Source organism: Corynebacterium sp. DNF00584, assembly GCF_001552965.1.
In the GTDB taxonomy this organism is placed as follows: domain Bacteria; phylum Actinomycetota; class Actinomycetes; order Mycobacteriales; family Mycobacteriaceae; genus Corynebacterium; species Corynebacterium phoceense.
Genome location: NZ_KQ959760.1, coordinates 1 through 23,629, shown reverse-complemented (window position 1 = coordinate 23,629; position 23,629 = coordinate 1). Strand labels below are relative to the sequence as shown.

Below are 23,629 nucleotides of genomic sequence, written 5' to 3'. Positions count from 1 at the left end.
ACAGGCGGCGGCGAGAGCTTCAGGAGAGTACCGAATTAAACGGTGATGCCCTTACCGGACGGGTTCGTGCGTGCAGCGCCCTCGCGCGGGTCCGGCTTATGGCCAGCGTGTGCCTCGACGCGCATGCGCTTAACCATGTGCGGGTAGTGCAGCTCGAAGGCCGGGCGCTCCGAACGGATGCGCGGCAGGGAGACGAAGTTGTGGCGCGGCGGCGGGCAAGAGGTCGCCCACTCGAGGGAGTTGCCGTAGCCCCACGGGTCGTCGACGGTGACGATCTCGCCGTAGCGCCAGGACTTGAAGACGTTCCAGACACACGGGATAACAGAAGCACCGAGGACGAAGGAGAAGACGGTGGAGATCTGGTTGTAGACCGTGAAGCCGTCAGACTCGAGGTAGTCGGCGTAACGACGCGGCATACCCATGTTGCCGACCCAGTGCTGAACCAGGAAGGTGCCGTGGAAGCCGATGAAGGTCAGCCAGAAGTGAATCTTGCCCAGGCGCTCGTCCAGCATACGGCCGGTCATCTTCGGGAACCAGAAGTACAAACCACCGAAGGCGGAGAACACGACGGTACCGAACAGCGTGTAGTGGAAGTGCGCGATGAGGAAGTAAGACTCAGCGAGGTGGAAGTCCAGTGCCGGGGAAGCCAGCATAACGCCGGTCATACCACCGAAGAGGAACGTTGCCAGGAAGCCCATGGCCCAGATCATCGGGGTCTCCCAGGTGATGTGACCCTTCCACATGGTGCCGACCCAGTTGAAGAACTTCACGCCGGTCGGGACCGCGATAAGGAACGTCATGAAGGAGAAGAACGGCAGCAGGATGGCGCCCGTGACGAACATGTGGTGTGCCCACACAGCCATGGACAGGGAGCCAATCGCCAGGACGGCGAAGACAAGGCCGATGTAGCCGAAGACCGGCTTACGGGAGAAGACCGGGACGATCTCGGAGATAACGCCGAAGAACGGAAGGGCCAGGACGTAGACCTCCGGATGGCCGAAGAACCAGAAGAGGTGCTGCCAAAGGATGGCGCCGCCGTTAGCGGAGTCGTAGATGTGACCGCCAAGCTTGCGGTCGTAGAGGACGCCCAGGGCGGCGGCGGTCAGCAGCGGGAAGATCATCAGGGCGATAACAGACGCCGTGAAGATGGCCCAGGTGAAGACCGGCATACGGAACATGGTCATGCCCGGTGCGCGCATGGTCAAAATGGTGGTGACCATGTTGATAGCGGAAGCAATGGTACCGACACCGGTAGCACCGACGCCAACGATCCACATGTCAGCGCCAATGCCGGGGGTGTGGACGGAGTCTGCCAGCGGCATGTACATCGTCCAGCCGAAGTCAGCAGCGCCACCCGGGGTAGCGAAGCCGAGGAGCATGACGATGCCGCCGAGGAAGGTGATCCAGAAGCCGAAAGAGTTCAAACGCGGGAAAGCCACGTCCGGTGCGCCAATCTGCAGCGGCAGGACGTAGTTACCGAAGCCCCAGACAACCGGGGTAGCGAACAGCAGCAGCATGACGGTGCCGTGCATGGTGAACAGCTGGTTGAACTGCTCGTTAGAGAGGAACTGCAGACCCGGGCTGAACAGCTCGGCGCGGATGAGCAGTGCCATGAGGCCACCGAGGAAGAAGAAGCTGAAGGCCATGATCAAATACATGATGCCGAGCTGCTTGTGGTCGGTGGTGGTCAAAAACACCCAAGCCTTGGAACCGTTCTTGCCGTTTCCTTGAGGCTCCGGGCGGGTGGGCTGGACATAATTTTCCAGCCTTGGCGCCACAGCGGTCATAAAATCCTCCTGAATGTAAGACGCGTGGGACTGCAGTCGCGCGCGCCGTTGGTTTACAGGCGTTAATAATAGGCGAGCCGGCGGGCGTTTTTCCAGCCCTTCCCAATGTTGAACATTCCGCTCACCTGCACATGTGACACATGTGACTCACATTCCTGCAGGACGTGCGCCGTCCGTCGAAATAGTTCCATATTCGCCCAAGGTTTTTAAGTGGTGTACCCCACAGAAACACTGGGACGTGCCTGGGAAAAAGCTACGAACTGTACCCCCGGTAGGTATCAACCGATCGGTTGATCGCCCCTGAGGTCTCAGCGCCCCTCCCCATTGGACTACGGCCCAAGACACGACGAAAGCGCCGGCACCACACCGACGCTTTCCTTATATATAGGCCTGCTGCGCGCTCCCCCGCGGCGCGCTAGCCCTGAGATTAGAAGTCCCAGTCGTCATCCGTGGTGTCCTCGGCCTTGCCGATGACGTAGGACGAACCAGAGCCCGAGAAGAAGTCATGGTTCTCGTCCGCGTTCGGCGACAGCGAGGAGAGGATGGCCGGCGATACGCGCGTCTCATCCGCCGGGAAGAGGCCCTCATAGCCCAGGTTGTTGAGCGCCTTGTTCGCGTTGTAACGCAGGAAGCGCTTGACGTCCTCAGTCCAGCCCAGGTCGTCGTAAAGATCCTCGGTGTAGTCGATCTCGTTGTCGTAGAGATCGTAGAGAAGGTCGAAGGTGTAGGCCTTGAGCTCTTCCTGCTCGGCCTCGCCGAGCTTCTTCACGCCCTGCTGATACTTGTAGCCGATGTAGTAGCCGTGCACGGCCTCGTCGCGAATGATGAGGCGGATGATATCCGCCGTATTGGTCAGCTTCGCGCGCGAGGAGAAGTACATGGGCAGGTAGAAGCCGGAGTAGAAAAGGAAGGACTCGAGCAGCGTCGAGGCGACCTTCTTCTTCAGCGGATCCTCGCCCTCGTAGTACGACAGGACAATCTTCGCCTTCTTCTGCAGGTTTTCGTTCTCCTCAGACCAACGGAATGCGTCGTTGATCTCCGGCGTACTGGCCAGCGTCATAAAGATATTGGAGTACGACTTCGCGTGGACGGACTCCATGAACGCGATATTGGTATAGACGGCCTCCTCGTGAAGCGTCTGGGAATCCGGCAACAGCGAGATAGCGCCCACGGTGCCCTGGATGGTGTCAAGCAAGGTCAGGCCGGTAAACACACGCATGGTGGTTTCCTTTTCCTTGTCATTGAGTGTCTTCCAGGACGGGATGTCATTGGACACCGGAATCTTTTCTGGCAGCCAGAAGTTGCCGGTCAGGCGGTCCCAGACTTCCGCGTCCTTTTCATCCGGAACGGTGTTCCAGTTGATCGCCTTGATGGGCTTCTCATGGCTATTGACGTACGCCTCGTAATCCTGCGTCACTGCAGACTCCCCTTGCTCTGTCGGAAAAGGATGTGTGTAACTCGTGCAAGTCTACCCGTCCGCGCCCCCTCCAGCACAACCGCAGGTCACTGGGATCAGTTAAGATCTTTTATTCCTTGATCGATACCGTACATAACGTTGTGTACAGGTCATATTTCAAATTTGCTACATGGAATTTCGCTTAAAGTCTAGCCTTGATATGACTTACGATTTATCTTGATGATGGAAAGCCAAGGTCTAGTTTCCAAAAATCATATTATTCCCCTATCTTTCCCAAAGGAGCACACAATGACGACTTCAACCCACGCAGAGGCGGCAGTCCCCCTCTTGTCGCACGTTCTCGATGAGATCGGTGCAGAAATCGTCACCGGCGTGATCAAGACCGATCAACGCTTCACACTTCAGGACATTTCCGTGCGTTTCGGCATTTCACGCACCGTCGCGCGCGAGGCCATGCGCGCCCTCGAGCAAATGGGCTTGGTCATGTCCTCACGCCGAGTGGGACTTACCGTCCTCCCCATGACCGAATGGAACGTTTTCGACCAGCAAGTCATCAACTGGCGCTTAGCCGGCGAGAAGTCCCGCGGCCCGCAGCTGCACTCCCTCAACCAGGTGCGTCTGGCCATCGAGCCCATCGCCGCGCGTCTTGCCGCCAGCACGGCCAGCGAGGAGCAGCGTGGAGAGATCCTCGATCTGGCACTGCGCCTGCACGAGCTGGAGGTCTCCCCCAGCCACCGTGTCGGCGAGGAGCTGGCTATCGATCTCCGCTTCCACGCGTCCATCCTCTACGCCTCCGGCAATGAGATGTTCGCGGCCTTGGCGCCGTCTCTGCTGGCCATGCTCAAGGGCAAGTCCGTCTACGGTTCCCGCAAGCGTGACCCCATGTCCGGCACCGTGGATCTCCACATCGAGCTGGCAGAGGCCATCCGCGATGGCGAGGCCGCTCAGGCCGAGCGTCTCGCCCGCGAGATTCTGGATGAGACCAGCTCCACCAGCATCTAGCCACAGGCTCCAGGCAGGTTCGCGCTTGCCGATGCCCCCTACCCTCGGCACAGCGCCCCCTCACCGGCGAATGCCCCGTCGCTCCATTCAGTATGAACGGAGCGACGGGGCATTCCTCATATCGCGTGCTGCTTAGAGCATGCAGGACACGCAGCCTTCAACCTCGGTGCCCTCGAGTGCCATCTGACGCAGGCGGATGTAGTACAGGGACTTAATGCCCTTGCGCCATGCGTAAATCTGCGCCTTGTTGATGTCGCGGGTGGTCACGGTGTCCTTGAAGAAGAGCGTGAGAGACAGCGACTGGTCCACGTATTTCGTGGCCTCAGCGTAGGTGTCGATGATCTTCTCGTAGCCCACCTCGTAAGCATCCTGGAAGTACTCAAGGTTGTCGTTATCCATGTGCGGAGCCGGGTAATAGACACGGCCGATCTTGCCTTCCTTACGGATCTCGATCTTGGAGGCAATCGGGTGGATGGACGAGGTCGAGTTGTTGATGTAGGAAATCGAACCCGTCGGCGGGACAGCCTGGAGGTAGCGGTTGTAGAGGCCGTGCTCCATGACGTCTGCCTTAAGCTGCGCCCACTCGTCCGCGGTCGGGGTGTGGATCGAGGAAGCATCGAAAAGCTCCTGGACGCGCGGAGTGCGCGGCTTGAACCCCTCCGGATCAAAGTTGTCGAAGTACGCGCCAGAGGCGTACTCGGACTTCTCGAAGTCGGCGAAGCGCACGCCGCGTTCCTTCGCAATGGCGTTGGAGGCGCGCAGCGCGGCGTAAAGCACCGCCGCGAAGTAGGCGTTGGTGAAGTCCAAGCCTTCCTCCGAGCCGTAGTAGATGTGCTCGCGGCCCAGGTAGCCGTGCAGGTTCATCTGGCCCAAGCCAATGGCGTGCGCGTCATCGTTGCCCTTGCGGATGGACGGCACAGAGTTAATTGCCGTGCTATCCGAAACGGAGGTCAGTCCGCGCACGGCAGTCTCCACGGTCTTGGCGAAGTCCGGGGAATCCATGGTCATCGCGATATTGAGCGAGCCCAGGTTGCACGAGATATCGGAGCCCAACTTCTCGTAAGAGAGATCGTCATTGAACTCGGAGGGCTCGTTGATCTGCATGATCTCGGAGCAGAGGTTTGACATATTGATCCAGCCGGTCTTTACCGGGGTCGCACGGTTCACGGTGTCCTCGAACATGATGTACGGGTAGCCGGACTCAAACTGGATCTCCGCGATGGTCTGGAAGAAGTGGCGCGCGTTGATCTTCTTCTTGTGGATGCGCGGATCCTCGACCATCTCGGCGTAGTGCTCGGTAATGGAGATATCGCCGAAGGCCTTGCCGTAGACGCGCTCCACGTCGTACGGGCTAAACAGGTACATATCGTCGTTCTTGCGGGCCAGCTCGAACGTGATATCCGGGATGACGACGCCGAGCGAGAGGGTCTTAATACGGATCTTCTCGTCCGCGTTCTCGCGCTTGGTGTCGAGGAAGCTCAGGATGTCCGGGTGGTGGGCGTTGAGGTACACCGCGCCGGCGCCCTGGCGAGCACCGAGCTGGTTGGCGTAGGAGAAGGAATCCTCGAGCAGCTTCATGACCGGGATGACACCGGAGGACTGGTTCTCGATATGCTTGATGGGCGCGCCGGACTCGCGGATATTCGACAGGAGCAGAGCCACGCCGCCGCCGCGCTTGGACAGCTGCAGAGCGGAGTTGATGGAGCGACCGATGGATTCCATGTTGTCCTCAATACGCAGGAGGAAGCAGGACACGAGCTCGCCGCGCTGCGCCTTACCTGCATTGAGGAAGGTCGGGGTGGCCGGCTGGAAGCGGCCGGTCATGATTTCATCCACGAGGTTCTCAGCGAGAGCCGTATCACCATCAGCGAGGAAGAGCGCCGTCATGGACACACGATCCTCGAAGCGCTCGAGGTAACGGCGGCCATCGAAGGTCTTCAGCGTGTAGGACGTGTAGTACTTGAACGCACCGAGGAAGGACTGGAAGCGGAACTTGTACGAGTACGCACGCTTGAACAGCGACTTGATGAAGGCGAAGTCATAGGCGTCGATGACGGCCTTGTCGTAGTAGTTGTTCGTGATGAGGTAGTCGATCTTCTCTTCCAGATCGTGGAAGTAGACCGTGTTCTGGTTGACGTGCTGAAGGAAGTACTGGTTTGCCGCCTCACGGTCCTTGTCGAACTGGATGCGACCGTTCTCGTCATAGAGGTTAAGAAGCGCGTTGAGCGCGTGGTAATCGAGTTGCTGCTCCTGGGTGACCGGTTCCGGAACGGTCTTTCCTACAAGATTCGACACGTATGAGCCCTTCCTAAAATTCGTGGGGTATAACGACTGCGTACGCCCACTTTAGTTTTGCTTGGCCACGGCCGCAGGGCACGTGGTCACAGCACTGAACTGATAAACCCCCGGCAGGCGCAGACGGCGCCTGGCCGAGGGATGGAAATATGAAGTTTTACGCCGCCTCGAGGCCCAGATCCTGGGCCGCTCCCAGGAGACCCTCGCGGCACAGACGAACATCCTCGTCCGTACCCAGGAGCTCGAAGCGATAGACATAGGGAACCTTGCACTTGGCAGCGATAACATCGCCCGCCTTGCCAAAGTCTGCACCGAAGTTCGAGTTTCCGCCGGCAATCACCGCGCGGATAAGCGAACGGTTGTGTTCGTCATTAAGGAAACGAATGACCTGTGGCGGCACAGGACGCGAGTTCTGGTGCGAGATGCTCGCGCCGCCACCATAGGTGGGACACACCAGCACATACGGCTCATCAACGATGAGCGGCTCTTCCGACTTGCGGAGGGGAATGCGGGCGCTGGGCAGACCAAGTTTGTCTACGAAGCGGCGCGTATTTTCCGTGGCGGAGGAGTAGTACACGACCAACATGGTGCGACCTTCTTTGTTTGTGCGGTATGAAACGGTGCCGCGCGGCTCACGTGGAGACCACGCTGCCGGAGCTAGCCAGAACTAGGCAGCAGCCTTCGCCAGGGACTTGATGCGGTCCGGACGGAAGCCAGACCAGTGCTCACCGTCGACCTCGACGACCGGTGCGGCGACGTAGCCGAGAGCCATGATGTAGTCACGAGCCTCGTCATCCATGGAGACATCGATGATGTTGTACTCAAGACCTGCGCGGTCGAGAGCCTTCTTCGTAGCGTTGCACTGGACGCAAGCGGGCTTGGTGTAAACGGTGATAGACATAGCGGCGATTCCCTTAAGATAAAGCTGAGTTTCTCGGTCGTTGAAGGCGTGTGCGATTGCGTCGCAGCGGGCCCATTCCCTCCTTCCCCGGAGGACTGCTGACCGCCACAAGCGAGCGCCTTAGCTCGACCGCTTCAACATGAATGACACTATACTTTGTGGCCATATGCCGCAACCGATACTAGATATAGTAGTTACAGGGATGGAATTCCCAGCTGGGCACTGCCCCCAGCCCTACATGTTGGTAGCCGCTTCACACCCACGAAGTTACACACATGGAATTCCCCAGACTTATCCACAACCCGCCCCTGGGAAATTCACAGGGCGCGTGAGCAACGTCACATTTTTTGTGCAACCGCCATCCCCCTGCCGGACGTTCCCCGATAGCCTGTGGCGTCGCTCAACGCCGCCGAACTCGTGCCATCGCCCCTTCTCCCCTGCCTTCGCGTTAGGCGCACACTGCCAGGCCCCTCGCGGCCAGAACGGCCCGCACGACAGCCCGCACTCCCACGGGGATGACTACGCCCCGGAGCCACAACCCAGCCGACCCTAGCGTGACCCTCACACTCCGTCGATTCGACTTTCGTCCATTTCCCCAGCCACCCCAAGGCTAAGACAAAACGCACTGCGCCCCGCGGCCACAAAACCGTGGCGCGGGGCGCAGTGAAAGATGTGCAGTTCTTAGCCCTGGCGAGCCTTGAAGCGCGGATCCTTCTTGTTGATCACGAAGACCTTGCCGTGACGGCGCACAACCTGAGCGCCCGGCTTGTTCTTCAGCGACCGAAGCGACTTGCGGACCTTCATCGGGCGCTCCTTTCGTTATGCGCTATAAATAAACAGCGGGTGAATAATATAGCATGACACATACGCGTCATGACACGAGGTGAAATGTTACCCCACGCCCTACCCATACACCAAAACGCTTAGTCTTCGGAGTAGCGACGCCGCAGGGTGCGGCCCACCTCTTCAAGACTGCGGCCCATCGTTTCCGGTACGAGCGCACGCGTATAACCCATGGCCACGATGCCCAGCACACCGAGGATTGCGAAGGCTATGGGACCGGTGAGCCACTCGACCAGCGGCAGAAAGAACTGTGCCACGACCCAGTTCGCGGCCCAGAGGGTCAGCCCCGCGATACCCATGCCCAGCCCGCGCACGCGCAGCGGCACGAGCTCAGAGATAAGCAGCCAGGTCGTGGGTGAGACGGCGGCCTGCTGCGAGGCGATGAAGACCGCCATGAAGATGAGCGAGACCCCGGCCATGGTCGTGGAGTCCTCCGCAAAGGAATAGACCACGGCGAGGATAAAGAGGGACACGGCGTTACCCGCGAGGCCAATGAGAAGAAGGCGCCGGCGGCCAATCCGGTCGACGACGTGGAGTCCGGCCCAGCACGCAACGACGGAGACGGCACCGATGAGCATGGAGGTGTAGACAGAGTTCTGTGTCGAGATGCCCACGTGGTTCATCATCGTCGGGGCGAAGTACACGATGGCGTTAACCCCGGTGATCTGTTGAGTCAGCCCCATGAGCATGGCCAGACCTACCGAGACGCGCATCCAGCGACTGCTGAGGAGCTCGCGTAGCTGCGTGCCGACAGACGGGGCGGCGTCATCCGTATCCATGTCAGGAACAGGCATATTGGTTCGGCACGCCACGCGTGCGGCGGTGCGGCTGTGGCCGTGCTGCGTGAGCCACGTGGGAGTCTCCGGCAGGAAGGCCATGCCCACGGCGAGCAGGGTGCCAGGAACGGCAGCAAGCCCCAGCATGAGACGCCAGTTGCCGCCGCTAGCCAGGGCGGAGTTCACGAGATAGGCGGCAAGCTGTCCCACCACGATCATGAGAGTATTGAGCGAGACCATGCGTCCGCGCACGCGAGCGGGGACCATCTCCGCGATATACATGGGCGACACGATGGACACGGTGCCGACGGCGACGCCGAGGAAGGCGCGGGCGCAGGCAAGCCCCGTTATGGATTCCGACAGGGCACACCACACCGAGCCCAGGACGAAGACTATGCCGCCGAGGATGAGGGTGATGCGACGGCCGAGGAGGTCTGCGACGCGGCCGGCCACGAGCGCGCCCAGGGCCGCGCCGATAAGCAGCGTGGAGGTCACCAGCCCCTCCCCGTGGGCAGTCATGCCAAACTCCGGCGCAATAAAAAGGAGGGCCCCAGACATGACGCCTGTGTCATAGCCGAAGAGTACTCCGCCGAGCGCGGCTATGCCCGCGACAAGGCGAATGTAAGTGCGTTCATTCACGAGCAGCTATTGTTCCAGCCCACTACGATGGGCTGCATGTCTACTACCACCGGAAATCTCCAGTCCACCATCATAAAAGCGCTGGGTGTTAAGCCCTTTATCGATCCAGACCGAGAGATTGAGACCCGCGTCACCTACCTCGTGGACTACCTGCGCACGACCGGCGCGAAGGGCTTTGTCCTTGGCATTTCCGGCGGCCAGGATTCCACTCTCGCCGGCAAGCTCGCCCAGCTGGCGTGCGACCGCGTCGACGGCGCGGAGTTCTACGCCGTGCGCCTGCCCCACGGCGTACAGGCAGACGAGGAGGACGCGCAGGTGGCGTTGCGATTTATTGAGCCGGATCACTCCCTCACGGTCAATATCAAGGACGCAACGGCGGCGCTTGATGACGCAGTCGCGCAACAGCTAGGCAAGGTCGGCCTTGGCGACTTCAACCGTGGCAACGTGAAGGCTCGTCTCCGTATGACGGCGCAGTACGCGCTCGCCGGCGAGGTGGGCGCGCTCGTGCTCGGAACGGATCACGCCGCAGAAAATGTCACCGGATTCTTCACCAAGTGGGGCGACGGCGCAGCGGATCTGCTACCGCTCGAGGGACTCAACAAGCGCCAGGGTGCAGCGCTCCTCCAGGCCCTCGGCGCGCCGGACTCCACGTGGGAGAAGATCCCCACAGCCGACCTCGAGGAGGACAAGCCGCAGCTGCCGGACGAGCAGGCGCTCGGCGTGACCTATACCGATATCGATGATTTCCTGGAAGGCAAGGAGGTCTCCCCCGCTGCGCAGGAGCGCATCGAGGAGCTGTGGCGCCGCGGCGCGCACAAGCGCCGCATGCCGGGCGGTCCGGTCACTAACTAGTCGGACGCTCCGCCGCGGGCGGCGCTAGCGCAAAAGCTCGAGCGTCGCATGCGCCGCGCGCGTCAGTGGCTGGGCGTAGGCGGGTCCATGTGTCTGCGCGTGCACTGCGAGCGGGTGGAGCTGGTGGAGCGGGAGCTGCTCCCAGATATCCTCCGGTGCGCCATAGCCGCCAAAGATCTCGTCGAGCAAGGGGGCATCGAACAGCGCGAGCATGCCCAAGTCGGTGTAGGGGTGGCCACCGTGCGCGGCGGGGTCAATCATGACGCCGCGCACTCCCCCGCCCGGAGCCGGGGTGAAGATGAGGTTGCCGGACCACAAGTCGCCGTGGAGGCGCGCGGGGGCGACGTCCCAGTCACGGGCAGCGATGGCGTCGCAGGCGCGCTCCACGAGGGCGAGGGCCGGCGCGGCGAGGTTTCCCACCCGTGCGGCGGCGCGGGCGAAGGGGCGCACGCGTTGCTCCGCGTAAAACTCACCCCAGTTATCCGTCGGCTCACAAGGCTGCTCGATGCTGCCAATGTACGTACGTCCGGCCCAGCCCGCGGGAGGGGCGCCGAAGGCGGGCGCACCGGCTTGGTGGAGGCGCCGGAGTGCCGCACCGAACTCGTGCACCGCGCGCGGAGTGGCCCGCGCCACGGCGAGCCTTTCGATAGTGAGCTCCGTCCCGCCGACGCTGAGGACGGGCACGACGGAGCCCGGGACGGCATCGGCAAGCCAGGCCAATCCCGCGGCCTCATAGCCAGCCTGGGCGGGCACCTGGGCGCGCTTGATAAAGACGTCGTCGCGGTTGCTCATACCTTTAAGAGTACAAAAGCCGCCACGCGAGTGCGTGGCGGCTTTCATGTGACGTGGAGCTAACGGGATTCGAACCCGTGACCCCCACACTGCCAGTGTGGTGCGCTACCAGCTGCGCCATAGCCCCTTGGGTGGTATGAAATTATATAAGTGGAGCTAACGGGATTCGAACCCGTGACCCCCACACTGCCAGTGTGGTGCGCTACCAGCTGCGCCATAGCCCCTCATACGAGGTGCGAACTACCGGAGAAATCTCCACTAGTTGCAACTCGCATTAATGTACACGCGGTGCCCGCAGGCTTCCAAATCGCCTGCACGCGGGCACCGCCTGCGCGGTCTTAAGCCTTGAGATCCTTGGCCTTTTCGACCCAGGTGGTGATGTCCTCGTTGTCGCCAATGAGGTCCTTGCCGTCGTGGATGATGCGCGGGGACGAGACCTGACCGGTCTCCTCCTTCAGCTTCATGGCGTTGGCCGCGGCGATGTCGCCACCGTCAGCCTTGAGGTCGGCGTCCTTGATGGCGTCAACAGTGGCATCATCCGCGCCGAACTGCTTGGCGGCGTCGGCGAAGTCCTTCATCTCCCACTTGTTGTACACGACCTGCTGGTCGACCATGAGCGTGTTACGCAGGTTCCAGTAGGCGGCAGCGTTGCCGGACTTGGCGAGCTCGATGGTCGCGGCGACGCCCTTGGTGGAGTGGCCGGTAGCACCGGCGAGGGTGGCCTCGTCGAGGGAGCCTGAGACGTCGAGGAAGTTGAGCGGACGGATAGCCACGTTGAGGGAGCCATCCTCGATGGCGGTCTTCATGTCGCCATCAGTGGCGACAGCCAGATCAGCGCAGTGCGGGCACGCGAAGTCCTCGTAGAGCTCGACCGTCGGGGTGTCCTTTGTGGCCTTCTCCGAGGACAGGGTGATGGCGCCGTCGGCGTACTCGACGGTCATGTTCACGCCCTGCTGCTCGCGCTCGGCCAGGCCGGCCGTCTTGGCGCCCTGGCCGTTCCACACGATGTAGCCGATGACGGCGGCAACGATAACGAGCAGGGCAACGATGGCCCAGATAAAGCCCGAGGAGCCCTTGGCGTTCGGGTCAGTGACTTTGGTACTCACGAATTTTCCTTTTTAGTTGGGTCTGATGACGACGAGGTCGTTGCAAACGCCTGTCAGGGTACTATGAATGGCCACGTTTGTGCAGGTTGTGTAACGCACAGCACGTGGCCAGATGAGAGATTATGCGTGGATAGCCCACTTCTTAAACGGGCGGTAGATCGTCCACACCGTGAGGAATATAAAGATGAAGTCACGGGCAATGGAGGTCGCGAAGTGCGCCGCCGTGGGAGTGGAGCTGGGCTGCACGCCGAAGCATCCGCACTCGATATTGAGACCGCGCGCCCACGCCTGCCCCATGCCAATGATGAAGAGGATGAGCACGACGGTTGCGACCTTCGACGACTGCTTGAGGAAGATGCCCAGCAGCAACAGAACGCCGCCGGCAATCTCCAGAGGGCCGATGATGGTCGCAAGATATCCCGAAAACTCCGGGGTGAAAATCTTGTAGGCGGTGATCGACTGGCTCGTGTCCATGTACGCGTTGATCTTATGGAGTCCAGCCGTGATCCACACGAACGCCATATAAAAGCGGGCCACGAAGCTGATGATGTCTAACACCAGCGTCTTATTTAACTTAGATTTCACCCTGCTCACTTTACGCCTAAACTCCTAAAACTTGGGAAACCACAGCTTGTGCCTCCTCTTGAACCCGCGCGAGGTGATTGTCCCCAAGGAAGGACTCCGCGTAGATCTTGTACTTATCTTCAGTACCAGACGGGCGCGCAGCAAACCATGCGTTCTCCGTCACAACCTTGAGCCCACCGATGGCGGCACCGTTGCCAGGGGCCTCCGTGAGCTTGGCGGTAATCGGCTCGCCGGCGAGTTCGCTCGCCGTGACCTGCTCGGGGCTCAGGGACTTGAGCACGGCCTTCTGCTCGCGGTTCGCGGGGGCATCGGTACGCGCGTAGGCGGGCGCACCAAACTCGGCGGCCAATTCAGCGTAGCGCTGGGAGGGCGTCTTTCCGGTCACAGCGATGATTTCAGCGGCCAGCAGGTCGAGGATGAGGCCGTCCTTATCCGTGGACCACACGGAACCATCGAAGCGAAGGAAGGACGCGCCAGCGGACTCCTCGCCACCAAAGCCAATCTCGCCAGAGATAAGGCCGTCCACGAACCACTTGAAGCCCACGGGGACCTCAACGAGGCGGCGGCCGTGGGATTCGACCACGCGGTCGATCATGGAGGAGGAGACGAGCGTCTTGCCGATTCCGACGTTTTCGTCCCAGCCCGGGCGGTGCTGGAGCAGGTAGTCGATGGCGACAGCGAGGTAGTGGTTGGGGTTCATCAGTCCCGCGTCCGGGGTGACGATGCCGTGGCGGTCCGAGTCTGCGTCATTACCCGTCGCAATGTCGTACTTGTCGCGGTTCGCCACGAGCGAGGCCATGGCGTTGGGCGAGGAGCAGTCCATGCGGATCTTGCCGTCCGTGTCGAGCGTCATGAAGCGGAAGGTGCCGTCCACCTCGGGGTTGACGACCTCGAGGTTAATCCCGTACTCATCCGCGATGGCCTGCCAGTAATCTACGGAGGCACCGCCCATGGGGTCCGCGCCGATGTGCACGCCGGCCTTCTTAATGGCCTCCATGTCGACCACATTCTTGAGATCGGCGACGTACTCGGCACGGAAGTCATGTGCGTGAGCGCGCTCATCGAGGACCCCGGACACCGAGGTGCGCTGCACGCCCTCGAGCTCGGCGCGCAGGTAGTCGTTCGCGCGGCCCGCAATCCAATCGGTAGCCTCGGCGCCGGCAGGGCCACCGTTGGTCGGGTTGTACTTGAATCCGCCATCGCGCGGCGGGTTGTGGGACGGGGTGATGACAATACCATCGGAGCCCGGATGGGTAAGGATGGCGTGGCTCACGGCCGGGGTAGGCGTGTAGCGGCCGGCGGAATCCACCATGACCTCGACGCCGTTGGCAAGCAGCACCTCAAGCGCGGAGACCATGGCCGGCTCGGAGAGCGCGTGCGTGTCACGGCCGATAAACAGCGGTCCAGTAACGCGCTCCTGCGTGCGGTAGTCGACGATGGCCTGGGTGATCGCCAGGATGTGGTCCTCGTTGAAGGCATGGTCGAGCGAGGAGCCGCGGTGGCCAGAGGTGCCAAACACGACTTCCTGGCCGGCGACCGTCACATCGGGGTGCAGCGAGTAGTAGGCGGTGACGACAGACGCGATGTCAATAAGATCAGAAGGCTGAGCCGGCTGCCCGGCACGCTCGTGGGCCATGAGTGAGGACTCCTTGTAATGGGAAAGACGAAATAAGTTGTCTCCTCCATCTTCCCCCGTCGCGCTGGACATTGCAGGTAAAATCTACCCCCGTTTAAGGGTCAGGCCGCCAAACGACAACGCGACTACCTGTCCACCGGTAGTTTCTTTGCCATGGATTCGCTGCACACTCTCTTCGACACCATCGGCGGCGTCGTCTGGGGCCCCTTCGTCCTTATCCCACTATTGCTGGGTACGGGCCTGTGGCTCACCATTCGACTGGGCGGCATTCAGTTCCGCACCCTGGGCCGCGCGATGCGCCATGCCTTCATCGACGGAAGTTCCGACTCAGACTCGACCGAAGGCGACATTTCTAACTACCAGGCTCTCACCACGGCGCTCGCCGCGACCGTGGGTGTGGGCAACATCGTGGGTGTGGCCACGGCCATCTCCATCGGTGGCCCTGGCGCCCTGTTCTGGATCTGGGTCACGGGCTTAGTCGGCATGGCTTCCAAGTACACGGAGGCGTACCTCGGCGTGCGTTTCCGTACCACGGACGCCAAAGGCGAGCAGGCCGGTGGCCCGCAGTGGTACTTGAAGCGTGGTATCCCCGGCACCCTGGGCAAGGTGCTGGCTTTCCTCTTCGCCATCTTCGCGGTCTTCGCCTCCTTCGGCATTGGCAACCTCACCCAGGCCAACGCCGTGGCCACCAACATGGAGTCCGCCTTCGGCATCTCCCCCACCGCGACGGGCGTGTTCATGTTCGTCGCTCTGGGCGCGGTGTTACTCGGCGGCATCCAGGCCATCGGCAAGATCACCTCCGCCTTCGTTCCACTAATGATCCTGCTCTACATCCTGGGCGGCATCACCGTGCTCATCATTGACGCAGCTCAGATCCCGGCCGCGTTGGGTCTCATCTTCACTGACGCCTTCACCGGAACCTCCGCCGTGGGCGGCTTTACCGGCGCTGCCATCATCCAGGTCATCCAGTTCGGTGTCGCCCGCGGTATCTTCTCCAACGAGTCCGGTATGGGTTCTGCCGCCATCGCCGCGGCGGCCGCAAAGACGCCGCACCCGGCGCGCCAAGGCCTGGTCTCCATGACGCAGACCTTCATCGACACCATCATCGTCGTCACCATCACCGGCCTCGTCATCGTCGTCTCCGGCGTGTGGGACCAGGGCCGCGAGCATGCGGGCACCATGACGGCTGACGCCTTCGCCGCGGCACTGCCGGGCACGTGGGGTGGCACGATCGTCTCCATCTCGATCATCTTCTTCGCGTTCTCCACCATCCTGGGTTGGTCCTACTACGGCGAGCGCTCCCTCGAGTCGCTCTTTGGCCGTGTCGTGACTATCCCCTACCGCATGTTCTTTACCGTCGTCGTCTTCTTCGGCGCCGTCACGGAGATTGACGTCGTCTGGTCCTTCTCCGACTTGGCCAACGGCCTCATGGCGCTGCCGAACCTCGTGGGCTTGCTCATCCTCTCGGGTCTCGTTGCTCGCGAGACGCGCGCCTACCTCAAGTTCGACCCGAAGCTCTCCGAACCGGTCGAGGAGGTCCAGGAGTTCGTTCGCTCCCAGCACATGGACTGGAAGTAGTAGACTCCGCTGCATGCGTGAAGCAGCACTCGTCGGGTCCGGCGCCGCCCTCGGCGCCGTGGCCCGTTTTCTCTTGTCCGCCCTCCTCCCCGGCGCCGCCATCCTCCTCGCCATCAACATCGTGGGCTCGGCGCTCATGGGCTACTTCAAGCCTGCACCGTTTTGGGGCACGGGCGTGCTGGGCGGATTCACGTCATTTGCGACGTTCGCGTTCCTCACCGGCGAGATGAGCCCGGCACGTGCCGCCGCGTATGTCACGGCCACGCTCGTGGGCTGCGTGGGCGCCTATCTGCTGGGAAGCAGGGCGCGCGCATGATTGTCAGCATCCTCGCCGTCGCCGCCGGCGGCTTCCTCGGCGGCGCGGGCCGCTACGGCCTTACCCGCGTGCTCCCCTCCCCCGTGTGCACCTTCGTGGCCAATATGCTCGGTGCCCTCGCCTTGGGGCTCACCGTCGGCTTCTTCCGCGAGCACGCCTGGCTTGCCGATGCCGCCTCCTCCCCCGCCTATGCCTTCCTCGCCGTCGGCTTCGCCGGAGGCCTCTCAACCTGGTCGACGCTCGCACGTGAGCTCGGCGACATGCTCGCATCCAAGCAGTACCGGAAGCTCCTCACCTACGCGTTCTTCACGCTCGCCGTGGGACTCGTGACCGCCTGGCGCGGCACCATCTGGGCCACGCGCATTGTGCAAGGCTGGTAATTACTTCCAGTCGACGGTGACTTCGTAGTCACCCGCGCCGGCCGCGCCCAGCGTGGCCTTGACCTGCGAGACGAGCAGATCCTCGGCACGCTTCTCCGCACGGTCGAGCAGGCCAGCCTTAACGGCCTCTTTCTGTCCGTCGTCTTCGCGGCCCTTCATGAACTCGGAGACGTCGCGCACCTGCACCTGGTTGAACGGATTGATGGACTGGTCGTACTGCTCGACGCTGCTCTGATCAATAGTCGAAGAGAGTACCTCCACCTTCGGCGCCGTGACCGTCACGGTCTGCTTGTCCTCATCGAGGTCGAATTCCACTGCCTCCATGTCCTTGATGCCCGCCTTCACCTCGCCGCGGTACGTCACGATGAAAGACTTTTCCGTCCACGGCACATCGACGCCGAGGACGTGCATCTTCTCTCCGTCGTACGTGCCAATCGAGCTGTAGCTGTAATCCTCGACCGCGAACTCCGCGACCTCTTCAAAGGAGGACTTGAGCGTCTCGCCCGTCACCTGGGCGCGCCCTGCGCGGTCCATGACGATAAACGCCACGAGTCCTGCCACGGCGAGGGCAAGGATGATGACGGCGGCCCAGGCGCGACGGCGCACCGGAGAATACGTTGACATAAGAAAACCTTCGTTTCAGGGAATAGAGAAAGCGCCCTACCCCTCGACTGGGGACAGGGCGCTTCATTTTACACCGCTGTATGAGGTTGAAAAGACCCTCGGCGCGGTTGCTACCCGGAACGTTTCCTGCGGCGCTGCTTCTGCGGGCCTTCTATGCTGCTCTATTCTGCGATGGCGTCGAGCGGCGGCGTCTTCGCCGCACGGGCCGCCGGCCACAGCGCGGCGAGAACGCCCACAAGGCCGGAGCCCACGAGCATGAGCGCAATCATGCCCCACGGAATGGTCATCGCGTCAAGCCCCTGGCTGGCGAGCACCTTGAGGAAGGCCCAGCCGAGGCCCAGGCCGATGACCACACCGCTCAGCGCACCGTAGAACGCGATCTGGACAGCCTCGAGGATGATCATCGTGCGAATCTGGCCGCGCTGCGATCCCACAGCGCGCAGCATGCCAATCTCTTGGCGGCGCTCGATAACTCCCAGCGTGAGCGTGTTGACGATGCCCAGGATGGCGATGATGACCGCAAGCGCCAACAGTCCGTACAGGATGGAGAGCATCTGGTCGATCATCGTCGCCGCCTGGCCCGCGTAATCCTCACCGGACATGACCTGCACGACGACCAGGTCCTTGACAGACTCCTCAAGGTCGCTGCGTAACGTCTCCAGGGCCTCCGGCGACTGATCCTCGCCGCGCACGCCCACGACGTTGACGGTGCGAGCCTCTGCCGGCACCGCCTCGGAGACGACGACCATATTCTGCACGATCTGGCTCTTATCGAAGGTGCCCTTGAGCTCGACCTGTCCGATTTCCTTGGCCGGCTTGCCCGCCACTGCAGCCGCCGGGTCTGCCTCCGCGAGCGGGTACGACTCGCCGACCTTCCAACCGTTCTTCTGCGCGAAGTCCGTGGACGCGATGAAGCCATCGCCCTCGAAGTCCGCCGTGCCCTCGGCCATCTCAAATTTGATCATGTCCGCGGGCTTGCCGTCGAGCATCATCGACTGCGTGTACTGCGGGCCGTAGTTAAGCGAGGCCTGGCCATCAACGGTGACCGGTGCGACGGAGAGCGAAATGACCTCCTCGACACCGGGGGTATCGGCAGCACGCTGGCCTGTCTCCGTCGGCGTGGGGAAGTTTCCAGACTGCGGCCCGGAGAGCAGGTAGTCCGCCGTAATGTTATTTTCAACTGTGTCCGAGACCGAGGACTTCATCGTCGCGCCGAGCATGCCAATCGCCGTGACGAGCGCGACGCCGAGCATGAGCGCGAACGCCGTGGCCGCCGTGCGACGCGGGTTACGCTTCGAGTTCGTCGCCGCAAGACGGCCCACAGCGCCACACGGCGCGCCCACAACGCGGCCCAGCGGCGGGACGATAAACAGCGAGATCGCCGGCGAAGCAAGGAAGAAGCCCACGATGATCGCGAGCGCGGCGCCGCCGATGAGGCTCGCACGCACGCCCGTTCCAGCATCCGATGCCATGCCCCACGCGGCCAGCGCGACGCCGATGAGGATGAGCGGCACCCCGATCCAGGTGCGCACGGTAAGCGGCTGGCTCGTGGACGCCTCGGAGGAACGCATGGCCTCCACCGGCTGCACCGCGCCCGCACGCTGCGCCGGCGCCCACGCGGAGACGACCGTGACGATGGTGCCCAGGATGATAGGCACGATAATCGCGCTCGCGGACAGTCCCAGCGAGGAGCCCATCTCCATGCCCTGTGCATTCATCACGGCCTTGATAATCGCCACGAGCCCCATGCCTGCGACGACGCCCACCGCGGAGCCGATAAGGCCCACGATGACGGATTCAAAGATGACAGAGCGCGTGACCTGACCGCGCGAGGCGCCCAGCGCGCGCAGCAGCGCGAACTCCTTCGTGCGCTGTGCGACGATCATCGAAAACGTATTCGCGATGATAAACGTACCCACGAGCAACGCGATGAGACCGAACGCGATGAGAAAGTAGTTGATGAACTTCAGGGCAGAAGCCATCGTCTCCGTGGCTTCCTCCGCGAGCTTTGCACCTGACTCGGCACTCATGCCCAGGTCCTGTGGGCCGCCCTCGCCATATTCGGCGTTAATGTGCTCGACGAGCTGGTCCGCCGTCGTGCCCTCGGCTGCGGCCACGGCGAGCGTCGACGCGTTGCCGTAGACCTCCGTGAACGCGTCCGCGGCCATCATGAGCGTGAGCGACGAACCCGTGGCGCCTCCCTTGCCTTCCGGCGTGACGAGACCCGCGACCTTCACTTCGTCGCGGTGGTCCGGGTGCACGACGAGCAGCTCGTCGCCGACCGCAATGCCATACTTGTCTGCGGCATCGCTAGTGACAACGACCTCGCCCTTGCCCTGCGGCTCGGCGCCCTCGGTCACCTCGTATGCCTGGCCCACGACCTTTTCGGCCGGGTAATACGGCACGAGCGAGGACGTCCCACCGCCCGTCTGGAAGGCGACGGCATCCGAGTTCGCTACGACGACCGTCTGATTCGACTTGAGATTGACGCGCTCTATGTGCGAATCCTTCTCCAGCGTCTCGATCGTCTTCCCGTCGAAGCCCTCGCCGTTGACCGCCGCGTCCACGTCGTCGTACGTCGACGACACCGCCTCATCGAACGTATCCGAGAGCGTATTGGTGAACATGAACGAACCCGCGATAAACGCCGTGCCGAGCACGACCGCGAGCAGGGTGAGAGCCAGGCGCAGCTTATGCGCCAGGATGTTGCGCAACGAGACCGTGCGCATGGTGTTTTTTCTAGCCATAGAGAATCTAACCCTCGATTTCCGCCATCACGGCGTGGATGGCTTCCATGGTCGGATTCTGGATTTCGTTGACCAACCGACCGTCCGCCAAGAAGATGACGCGATCCGCGTAACTCGCCGCCTTCGCGTCGTGCGTAACGATGACGACGGTCTGGTTATCCTCGTCCACCGCGTGGCGCAGGATGGAGAGCACCTCCGCCGAGGAGTTCGAGTCCAGGTTGCCCGTCGGCTCATCGCCAAAGATGATCTCCGGACGCGAGACGAGAGCACGCGCACACGCGACGCGCTGCTGCTGTCCACCGGAGAGCTCCGCCGGGCGGTGCGTGAGGCGCTCCGCCAAACCCAGGCGCGTGGTCACCTCATCAAACCAGGCCTTGTCGATGTCCTTGCCCGCGATATCCGTGGGCAGCGTGATGTTCTCCGCCGCCGTGAGCGTGGGCACGAGGTTGAAAGACTGAAAGATAAAGCCCAGACGGTCGCGGCGCAGCGCCGTAATCTGCTTGTCGTTCAAGTGGGACATATCCGTCTCACCAATAAACGCCGAGCCGCTCGTCGCTGCGTCCAAGCCCGCCATGGTGTGCATGAGCGTCGACTTGCCGGAGCCAGACGGCCCCATGATCGCGGTGAACTGGTTGCGCGCAAACTCGACGTTGACGTGGTCAAGCGCCGTCACGGCAGTCTCACCGTCGCCGTACTGCTTGAAAAGCTCCACAGCGCGGGCTGCTGCTTCGGTCATGCGGGATACTCCTCTAGTTTTAGGTTCTAGTGCTCGTACTACTCTACTGATTCCCACCGCAGGCCTCGCCGCTACAATAAGATCCACCCTAAATTCGTGTGCTTTTAAGGAGAACTACGGCCCGTGCCTCGCTCACCGCTCGCCGCCTATGACGCGGCCGCCGCACGCGCCTCCGCGCAGGTCATCACCTCCTACTCCACGAGTTTCTCCCTCGCCGCGCACCTCCTGCGTGGCCGCGTGCGCACCGATATCCGCAATCTCTACGCCGTGGTCCGCATTGCCGATGAGCTTGTCGATGCCGCCGGCTCCCAAGCCGGCCTTTCTCCCACCGAGCTCGCAGCCGCCCTCGACGCCTACGAGGCCGCCGTCCTCGCCGCCCCCAGCCAGCGCTTCCACACGGATCCCGTGCTCCACGCCTACGCCGCCACCGCCCGCCACTGCGACTTCGACCCCGCGCATATCCGAGCCTTCTTCGCCTCCATGCGCCGCGATCTCACGCAGACCAGCTACACCCCCGCGGACTTCGACTCCTACATCTATGGCTCCGCCGAGGTCATCGGTCTTCTCTGCCTCGACTGCTTCCTCGCCGACCACCCCGCCGCCCCCAGCCGCCGCCCGGCCCTCGAGGACGGCGCCCGCCGTCTCGGTGCCGCTTTCCAGAAGGTCAACTTCCTGCGCGATCTCGCCGCAGACACGACCACCCTCGGCCGCACCTATTTCCCCATGCTTGCGGACCGCCCCCTCAACGACGCTGCGAAAGACGACATCATCGCCGATATCCGTGCGGACCTTACTGCCGCCCGCGCCGTCATCCCGGAGCTTCCCGCCTCCGCACGCCTGGGCGTTACTGCCGCGACCGACTTCTTTTCCCAGCTCACCGACAAGCTCGCCGACACGCCCGCAGACGCCATCGCCACGACCCGGGTGCGCGTCTCCGCCCCGCGCAAGGCAGCCCTCCTCGTTCGTTCTTTAAGGAGCCTTCGTGTCTGACCACGCTGACCACGTCATCGTTATTGGCGCCGGTGTAGCCGGCCTTGCCACCGCTGCCCTTCTCGTACGCGACGGCAAGCGCGTCACCGTCATCGACCAGAACGAGACCGTGGGCGGCCGCGCCGGTTCCTTTGAGACAGACGGCTTCCGCTGGGACACCGGCCCGTCGTGGTACCTCATGCCCGAGGCCTATGACCACTTCTTCGACCTCTGTGGCGCGCCCCGCCCGCAGCTGCGCGACATCCATCCCGCCTACCGCGTCCTCTCTTCCTCCGAAGCCCTCGACGTCCACCCCGGCATAGACCATGTCGCAGGCCTCTTCGAGTCCATCGAGCCCGGTGCCGGCGACCGCATTCGTGCCTACCTCGCCCAGGCTTCTGAAATCTACGATATTGCGCTGGCTCACTTCCTCTACACGACGTTTTCTGACCCGCGCACGCTGCTCGTCCCCGACGTCCTTTCGCGACTTGGAGTCCTCGCGCGCCTGCTCTCCCAGTCCCTCGCGCGCCACGCCGCGGGTTCTTTCCGCGACCCGCGCTTACTCCAAATTCTCACCTACCCCGCTGTCTTCCTCTCCTCCGAGCCTGCCGCCGCGCCGGCGCTCTACGCGCTCATGAGCCACACCGACTTGGTCCAAGGACCCAAGTACCCGGTGGGTGGCTTCAACGGCCTCGTGCAAGCCATCGCGGACGCCGCCTCGGGCGCCAAGTTTCTCCTTGGCGAGCCCGTCACCGAGATTACGCACTCGGGCCGCCGCGCCACCGGCGTAATGCTCGCCGGCCGCCACATTGCCGCCGATGCCGTCGTCTCCGCCGCGGACCTCCACCACACCGAGACCGCGCTCCTGCCACCCGCATTGCGTACCTACACTTCCTCGTACTTTGCGCGCCGCGACCCCGGACTCGGCACCGTGCTCATCCTCCTCGGCGTGCGCGGTTCTTTACCTGAACTCGCACATCACACGCTGCTGTTCAGCGAGGACTGGGACCCCGACTTCCGCGCGGTCTACCACGGTCCGGAACCCACGCGTCCCCTCGACGCATCCCACTCCATTTACGTCTCCAAGCCCTCCGCCTCGGACGACACCGTCGCTCCCGCCGGACACGAGAACCTCTTCGTTCTCGTGCCCGTGCCTGCCGATGCCACCCTCGGCCACGGCGATGCCTACCTCCCCCAGGCCAGCACCCGCGTCGACGCCATTGCGGACGCCGCCATCGAACAGATAGCGAGCTGGGCGCAAATCCCTGACCTCGCGGACCGCGTCGTCTCCCGCCACACGCTCGGCCCCGCCGACTTCACGGAACGCTACAACGCGTGGCACGGCGGCGCCATAGGCCCCGCCCACACGCTGCGCCAATCCGCCTTCTTCCGCGGAAAGAACGTGTCCTCGAAGCTCGAGAATCTCTATTACGCCGGTGCGACTACCGTCCCCGGCGTGGGCGTGCCGATGTGCCTCATCTCCGCCGAGAACGTCCTCAAGCGCATGCACGGCGACACCACCGCGACCCCGCTCTCCCCTGAGTTCTTCCGTCGATAGACACGCTGCGAGACACCCCACGGCAGCAGTATGTCTGCGCCGCCTAATGGTCACGCCCGCTACGTGCGTTGAAGTGTGAATGAGTCGTCC

General features: G+C 62.6%; 21 protein-coding genes and 2 tRNA genes. 7 read left to right on the top strand and 16 right to left on the bottom strand.

The features are described 5' to 3' along the window. Nucleotides 1–35: 35 nt before the first annotated feature. Both ctaD and nrdF read right to left on the bottom strand, forming a co-directional pair. Nucleotides 36–1,787, bottom strand: coding sequence for an aa3-type cytochrome oxidase subunit I (ctaD, locus tag HMPREF0307_RS08550; RefSeq protein ID WP_066491481.1), 1,752 nt, complete (start codon nt 1,785–1,787; stop codon nt 36–38). A gap of 427 nt (nt 1,788–2,214) precedes the next feature. Further along, entirely contained in the window at nt 2,215–3,204 is a 990-nt protein-coding gene (gene nrdF / locus HMPREF0307_RS08545; protein WP_066491475.1) for a class 1b ribonucleoside-diphosphate reductase subunit beta, read from the bottom strand. Between the two features lie 288 nt (nt 3,205–3,492). Between nrdF and HMPREF0307_RS08540 the strand changes: the two genes are divergently transcribed. Then, nucleotides 3,493–4,206: a FadR/GntR family transcriptional regulator gene (locus tag HMPREF0307_RS08540; RefSeq protein ID WP_066491470.1), complete on the top strand. Its 714-nt coding sequence runs from the start codon at nt 3,493–3,495 to the stop codon at nt 4,204–4,206. A gap of 132 nt (nt 4,207–4,338) precedes the next feature. On the opposite strand, the gene nrdE is transcribed toward HMPREF0307_RS08540, so the two are convergent. The 5 genes from nrdE to HMPREF0307_RS08515 all read right to left on the bottom strand — a co-directional run bounded on the left by nrdE (nt 4,339) and on the right by HMPREF0307_RS08515 (nt 9,660). Further along, the gene (gene nrdE, locus HMPREF0307_RS08535; protein ID WP_066491466.1) at nt 4,339–6,501 is read right to left on the bottom strand and encodes a class 1b ribonucleoside-diphosphate reductase subunit alpha; all 2,163 of its coding nucleotides are present in this window, start codon (nt 6,499–6,501) and stop codon (nt 4,339–4,341) included. Between the two features lie 157 nt (nt 6,502–6,658). Continuing rightward, complete coding sequence (gene nrdI, locus HMPREF0307_RS08530) at nt 6,659–7,087, bottom strand: class Ib ribonucleoside-diphosphate reductase assembly flavoprotein NrdI (RefSeq protein WP_066491463.1); 429 nt, start codon at nt 7,085–7,087, stop codon at nt 6,659–6,661. An 81-nt stretch (nt 7,088–7,168) separates the two neighbouring features. Then, nucleotides 7,169–7,402, bottom strand: coding sequence for a glutaredoxin-like protein NrdH (nrdH, locus tag HMPREF0307_RS08525; protein WP_066491460.1), 234 nt, complete (start codon nt 7,400–7,402; stop codon nt 7,169–7,171). A gap of 681 nt (nt 7,403–8,083) precedes the next feature. Continuing rightward, nucleotides 8,084–8,206, bottom strand: a complete 123-nt coding sequence (gene ykgO, locus HMPREF0307_RS08520) for a type B 50S ribosomal protein L36 (protein WP_012732041.1) — start codon at nt 8,204–8,206, stop codon at nt 8,084–8,086. A gap of 119 nt (nt 8,207–8,325) precedes the next feature. Continuing rightward, a complete protein-coding gene (locus HMPREF0307_RS08515; protein ID WP_066491458.1) occupies nt 8,326–9,660 on the bottom strand; it encodes a sugar porter family MFS transporter in 1,335 nt (444 codons plus the stop codon). Nucleotides 9,661–9,687: 27 nt separating this feature from the next. On the opposite strand from HMPREF0307_RS08515, the gene nadE reads away from it, so the two are divergent. Next, on the top strand, nt 9,688–10,512 hold the full coding sequence (nadE, locus tag HMPREF0307_RS08510) for an ammonia-dependent NAD(+) synthetase (protein ID WP_066491933.1): 825 nt from the start codon (nt 9,688–9,690) through the stop codon (nt 10,510–10,512). A gap of 24 nt (nt 10,513–10,536) precedes the next feature. Here nadE and HMPREF0307_RS08505 read toward each other — a convergent pair whose 3' ends face one another. The 6 genes from HMPREF0307_RS08505 to pgm all read right to left on the bottom strand — a co-directional run bounded on the left by HMPREF0307_RS08505 (nt 10,537) and on the right by pgm (nt 14,631). Beyond that, the gene (locus HMPREF0307_RS08505) at nt 10,537–11,304 is read right to left on the bottom strand and encodes a fructosamine kinase family protein (protein WP_066491456.1); all 768 of its coding nucleotides are present in this window, start codon (nt 11,302–11,304) and stop codon (nt 10,537–10,539) included. A 54-nt stretch (nt 11,305–11,358) separates the two neighbouring features. After that, nucleotides 11,359–11,431 (bottom strand) — tRNA-Ala (locus HMPREF0307_RS08500). 24 nt (nt 11,432–11,455) lie between these two features. Then, nucleotides 11,456–11,528, bottom strand: a tRNA-Ala gene (locus HMPREF0307_RS08495). Between the two features lie 114 nt (nt 11,529–11,642). Then, nucleotides 11,643–12,410: a DsbA family protein gene (locus HMPREF0307_RS08490; RefSeq protein WP_066491455.1), complete on the bottom strand. Its 768-nt coding sequence runs from the start codon at nt 12,408–12,410 to the stop codon at nt 11,643–11,645. 120 nt (nt 12,411–12,530) lie between these two features. Further along, nucleotides 12,531–12,995, bottom strand: coding sequence for a DoxX family protein (locus tag HMPREF0307_RS08485; RefSeq protein ID WP_082723291.1), 465 nt, complete (start codon nt 12,993–12,995; stop codon nt 12,531–12,533). A gap of 16 nt (nt 12,996–13,011) precedes the next feature. Continuing rightward, on the bottom strand, nt 13,012–14,631 hold the full coding sequence (pgm, locus tag HMPREF0307_RS08480; protein ID WP_066491454.1) for a phosphoglucomutase (alpha-D-glucose-1,6-bisphosphate-dependent): 1,620 nt from the start codon (nt 14,629–14,631) through the stop codon (nt 13,012–13,014). Nucleotides 14,632–14,784: 153 nt separating this feature from the next. Here pgm and HMPREF0307_RS08475 point away from each other — a divergent pair, with 153 nt between their 5' ends. From HMPREF0307_RS08475 to HMPREF0307_RS08465, 3 genes are read left to right on the top strand one after another with little or no spacing between them, the layout of a single operon-like run. Continuing rightward, entirely contained in the window at nt 14,785–16,209 is a 1,425-nt protein-coding gene (locus HMPREF0307_RS08475; protein ID WP_066491453.1) for an alanine/glycine:cation symporter family protein, read from the top strand. Nucleotides 16,210–16,222: 13 nt separating this feature from the next. Further along, nucleotides 16,223–16,525 (top strand): fluoride efflux transporter family protein, encoded by a 303-nt coding sequence (locus tag HMPREF0307_RS08470; RefSeq protein ID WP_066491451.1) that lies wholly within the window; start codon nt 16,223–16,225, stop codon nt 16,523–16,525. Next, complete coding sequence (locus tag HMPREF0307_RS08465) at nt 16,522–16,905, top strand: fluoride efflux transporter FluC (RefSeq protein WP_066491449.1); 384 nt, start codon at nt 16,522–16,524, stop codon at nt 16,903–16,905. The genes HMPREF0307_RS08470 and HMPREF0307_RS08465 overlap by 4 nt, the downstream gene beginning before the upstream one ends. On the opposite strand, the gene HMPREF0307_RS08460 is transcribed toward HMPREF0307_RS08465, so the two are convergent. The 3 genes from HMPREF0307_RS08460 to HMPREF0307_RS08450 all read right to left on the bottom strand — a co-directional run bounded on the left by HMPREF0307_RS08460 (nt 16,906) and on the right by HMPREF0307_RS08450 (nt 21,012). Next, nucleotides 16,906–17,529, bottom strand: coding sequence for a DUF4230 domain-containing protein (locus HMPREF0307_RS08460; protein WP_066491446.1), 624 nt, complete (start codon nt 17,527–17,529; stop codon nt 16,906–16,908). Nucleotides 17,530–17,690: 161 nt separating this feature from the next. Continuing rightward, complete coding sequence (locus tag HMPREF0307_RS08455; protein ID WP_066491439.1) at nt 17,691–20,276, bottom strand: ABC transporter permease; 2,586 nt, start codon at nt 20,274–20,276, stop codon at nt 17,691–17,693. A 7-nt stretch (nt 20,277–20,283) separates the two neighbouring features. Beyond that, nucleotides 20,284–21,012, bottom strand: a complete 729-nt coding sequence (locus tag HMPREF0307_RS08450) for an ABC transporter ATP-binding protein (protein WP_066491432.1) — start codon at nt 21,010–21,012, stop codon at nt 20,284–20,286. Nucleotides 21,013–21,135: 123 nt separating this feature from the next. Here HMPREF0307_RS08450 and HMPREF0307_RS08445 point away from each other — a divergent pair, with 123 nt between their 5' ends. Further along, complete coding sequence (locus tag HMPREF0307_RS08445; RefSeq protein ID WP_066491430.1) at nt 21,136–22,002, top strand: phytoene/squalene synthase family protein; 867 nt, start codon at nt 21,136–21,138, stop codon at nt 22,000–22,002. After that, entirely contained in the window at nt 21,995–23,539 is a 1,545-nt protein-coding gene (crtI, locus tag HMPREF0307_RS08440; RefSeq protein ID WP_066491428.1) for a phytoene desaturase family protein, read from the top strand. Before HMPREF0307_RS08445 ends, crtI begins: the two co-directional genes overlap by 8 nt. Nucleotides 23,540–23,629: the final 90 nt, after the last annotated feature.

Excerpts from the sequence above, each read along its gene's own strand:
- HMPREF0307_RS08465 (WP_066491449.1), top strand. The coding sequence starts at position 16,522 with ATGATTGTCAGCATCCTCGCCGTCGCCGCCGGCGGCTTCCTCGGCGGC.
- ykgO (WP_012732041.1), bottom strand. The coding sequence starts at position 8,206 with ATGAAGGTCCGCAAGTCGCTTCGGTCGCTGAAGAACAAGCCGGGCGCT.
- HMPREF0307_RS08455 (WP_066491439.1), bottom strand. The coding sequence starts at position 20,276 with ATGGCTAGAAAAAACACCATGCGCACGGTCTCGTTGCGCAACATCCTG.
- HMPREF0307_RS08460 (WP_066491446.1), bottom strand. The coding sequence starts at position 17,529 with ATGTCAACGTATTCTCCGGTGCGCCGTCGCGCCTGGGCCGCCGTCATC.
- HMPREF0307_RS08540 (WP_066491470.1), top strand. The coding sequence starts at position 3,493 with ATGACGACTTCAACCCACGCAGAGGCGGCAGTCCCCCTCTTGTCGCAC.
- ctaD (WP_066491481.1), bottom strand. The coding sequence starts at position 1,787 with ATGACCGCTGTGGCGCCAAGGCTGGAAAATTATGTCCAGCCCACCCGC.
- HMPREF0307_RS08505 (WP_066491456.1), bottom strand. The coding sequence starts at position 11,304 with ATGAGCAACCGCGACGACGTCTTTATCAAGCGCGCCCAGGTGCCCGCC.
- HMPREF0307_RS08450 (WP_066491432.1), bottom strand. The coding sequence starts at position 21,012 with ATGACCGAAGCAGCAGCCCGCGCTGTGGAGCTTTTCAAGCAGTACGGC.
- HMPREF0307_RS08470 (WP_066491451.1), top strand. The coding sequence starts at position 16,223 with ATGCGTGAAGCAGCACTCGTCGGGTCCGGCGCCGCCCTCGGCGCCGTG.
- nadE (WP_066491933.1), top strand. The coding sequence starts at position 9,688 with ATGGGCTGCATGTCTACTACCACCGGAAATCTCCAGTCCACCATCATA.
- HMPREF0307_RS08475 (WP_066491453.1), top strand. The coding sequence starts at position 14,785 with ATGGATTCGCTGCACACTCTCTTCGACACCATCGGCGGCGTCGTCTGG.
- nrdH (WP_066491460.1), bottom strand. The coding sequence starts at position 7,402 with ATGTCTATCACCGTTTACACCAAGCCCGCTTGCGTCCAGTGCAACGCT.
- pgm (WP_066491454.1), bottom strand. The coding sequence starts at position 14,631 with ATGGCCCACGAGCGTGCCGGGCAGCCGGCTCAGCCTTCTGATCTTATT.
- nrdI (WP_066491463.1), bottom strand. The coding sequence starts at position 7,087 with ATGTTGGTCGTGTACTACTCCTCCGCCACGGAAAATACGCGCCGCTTC.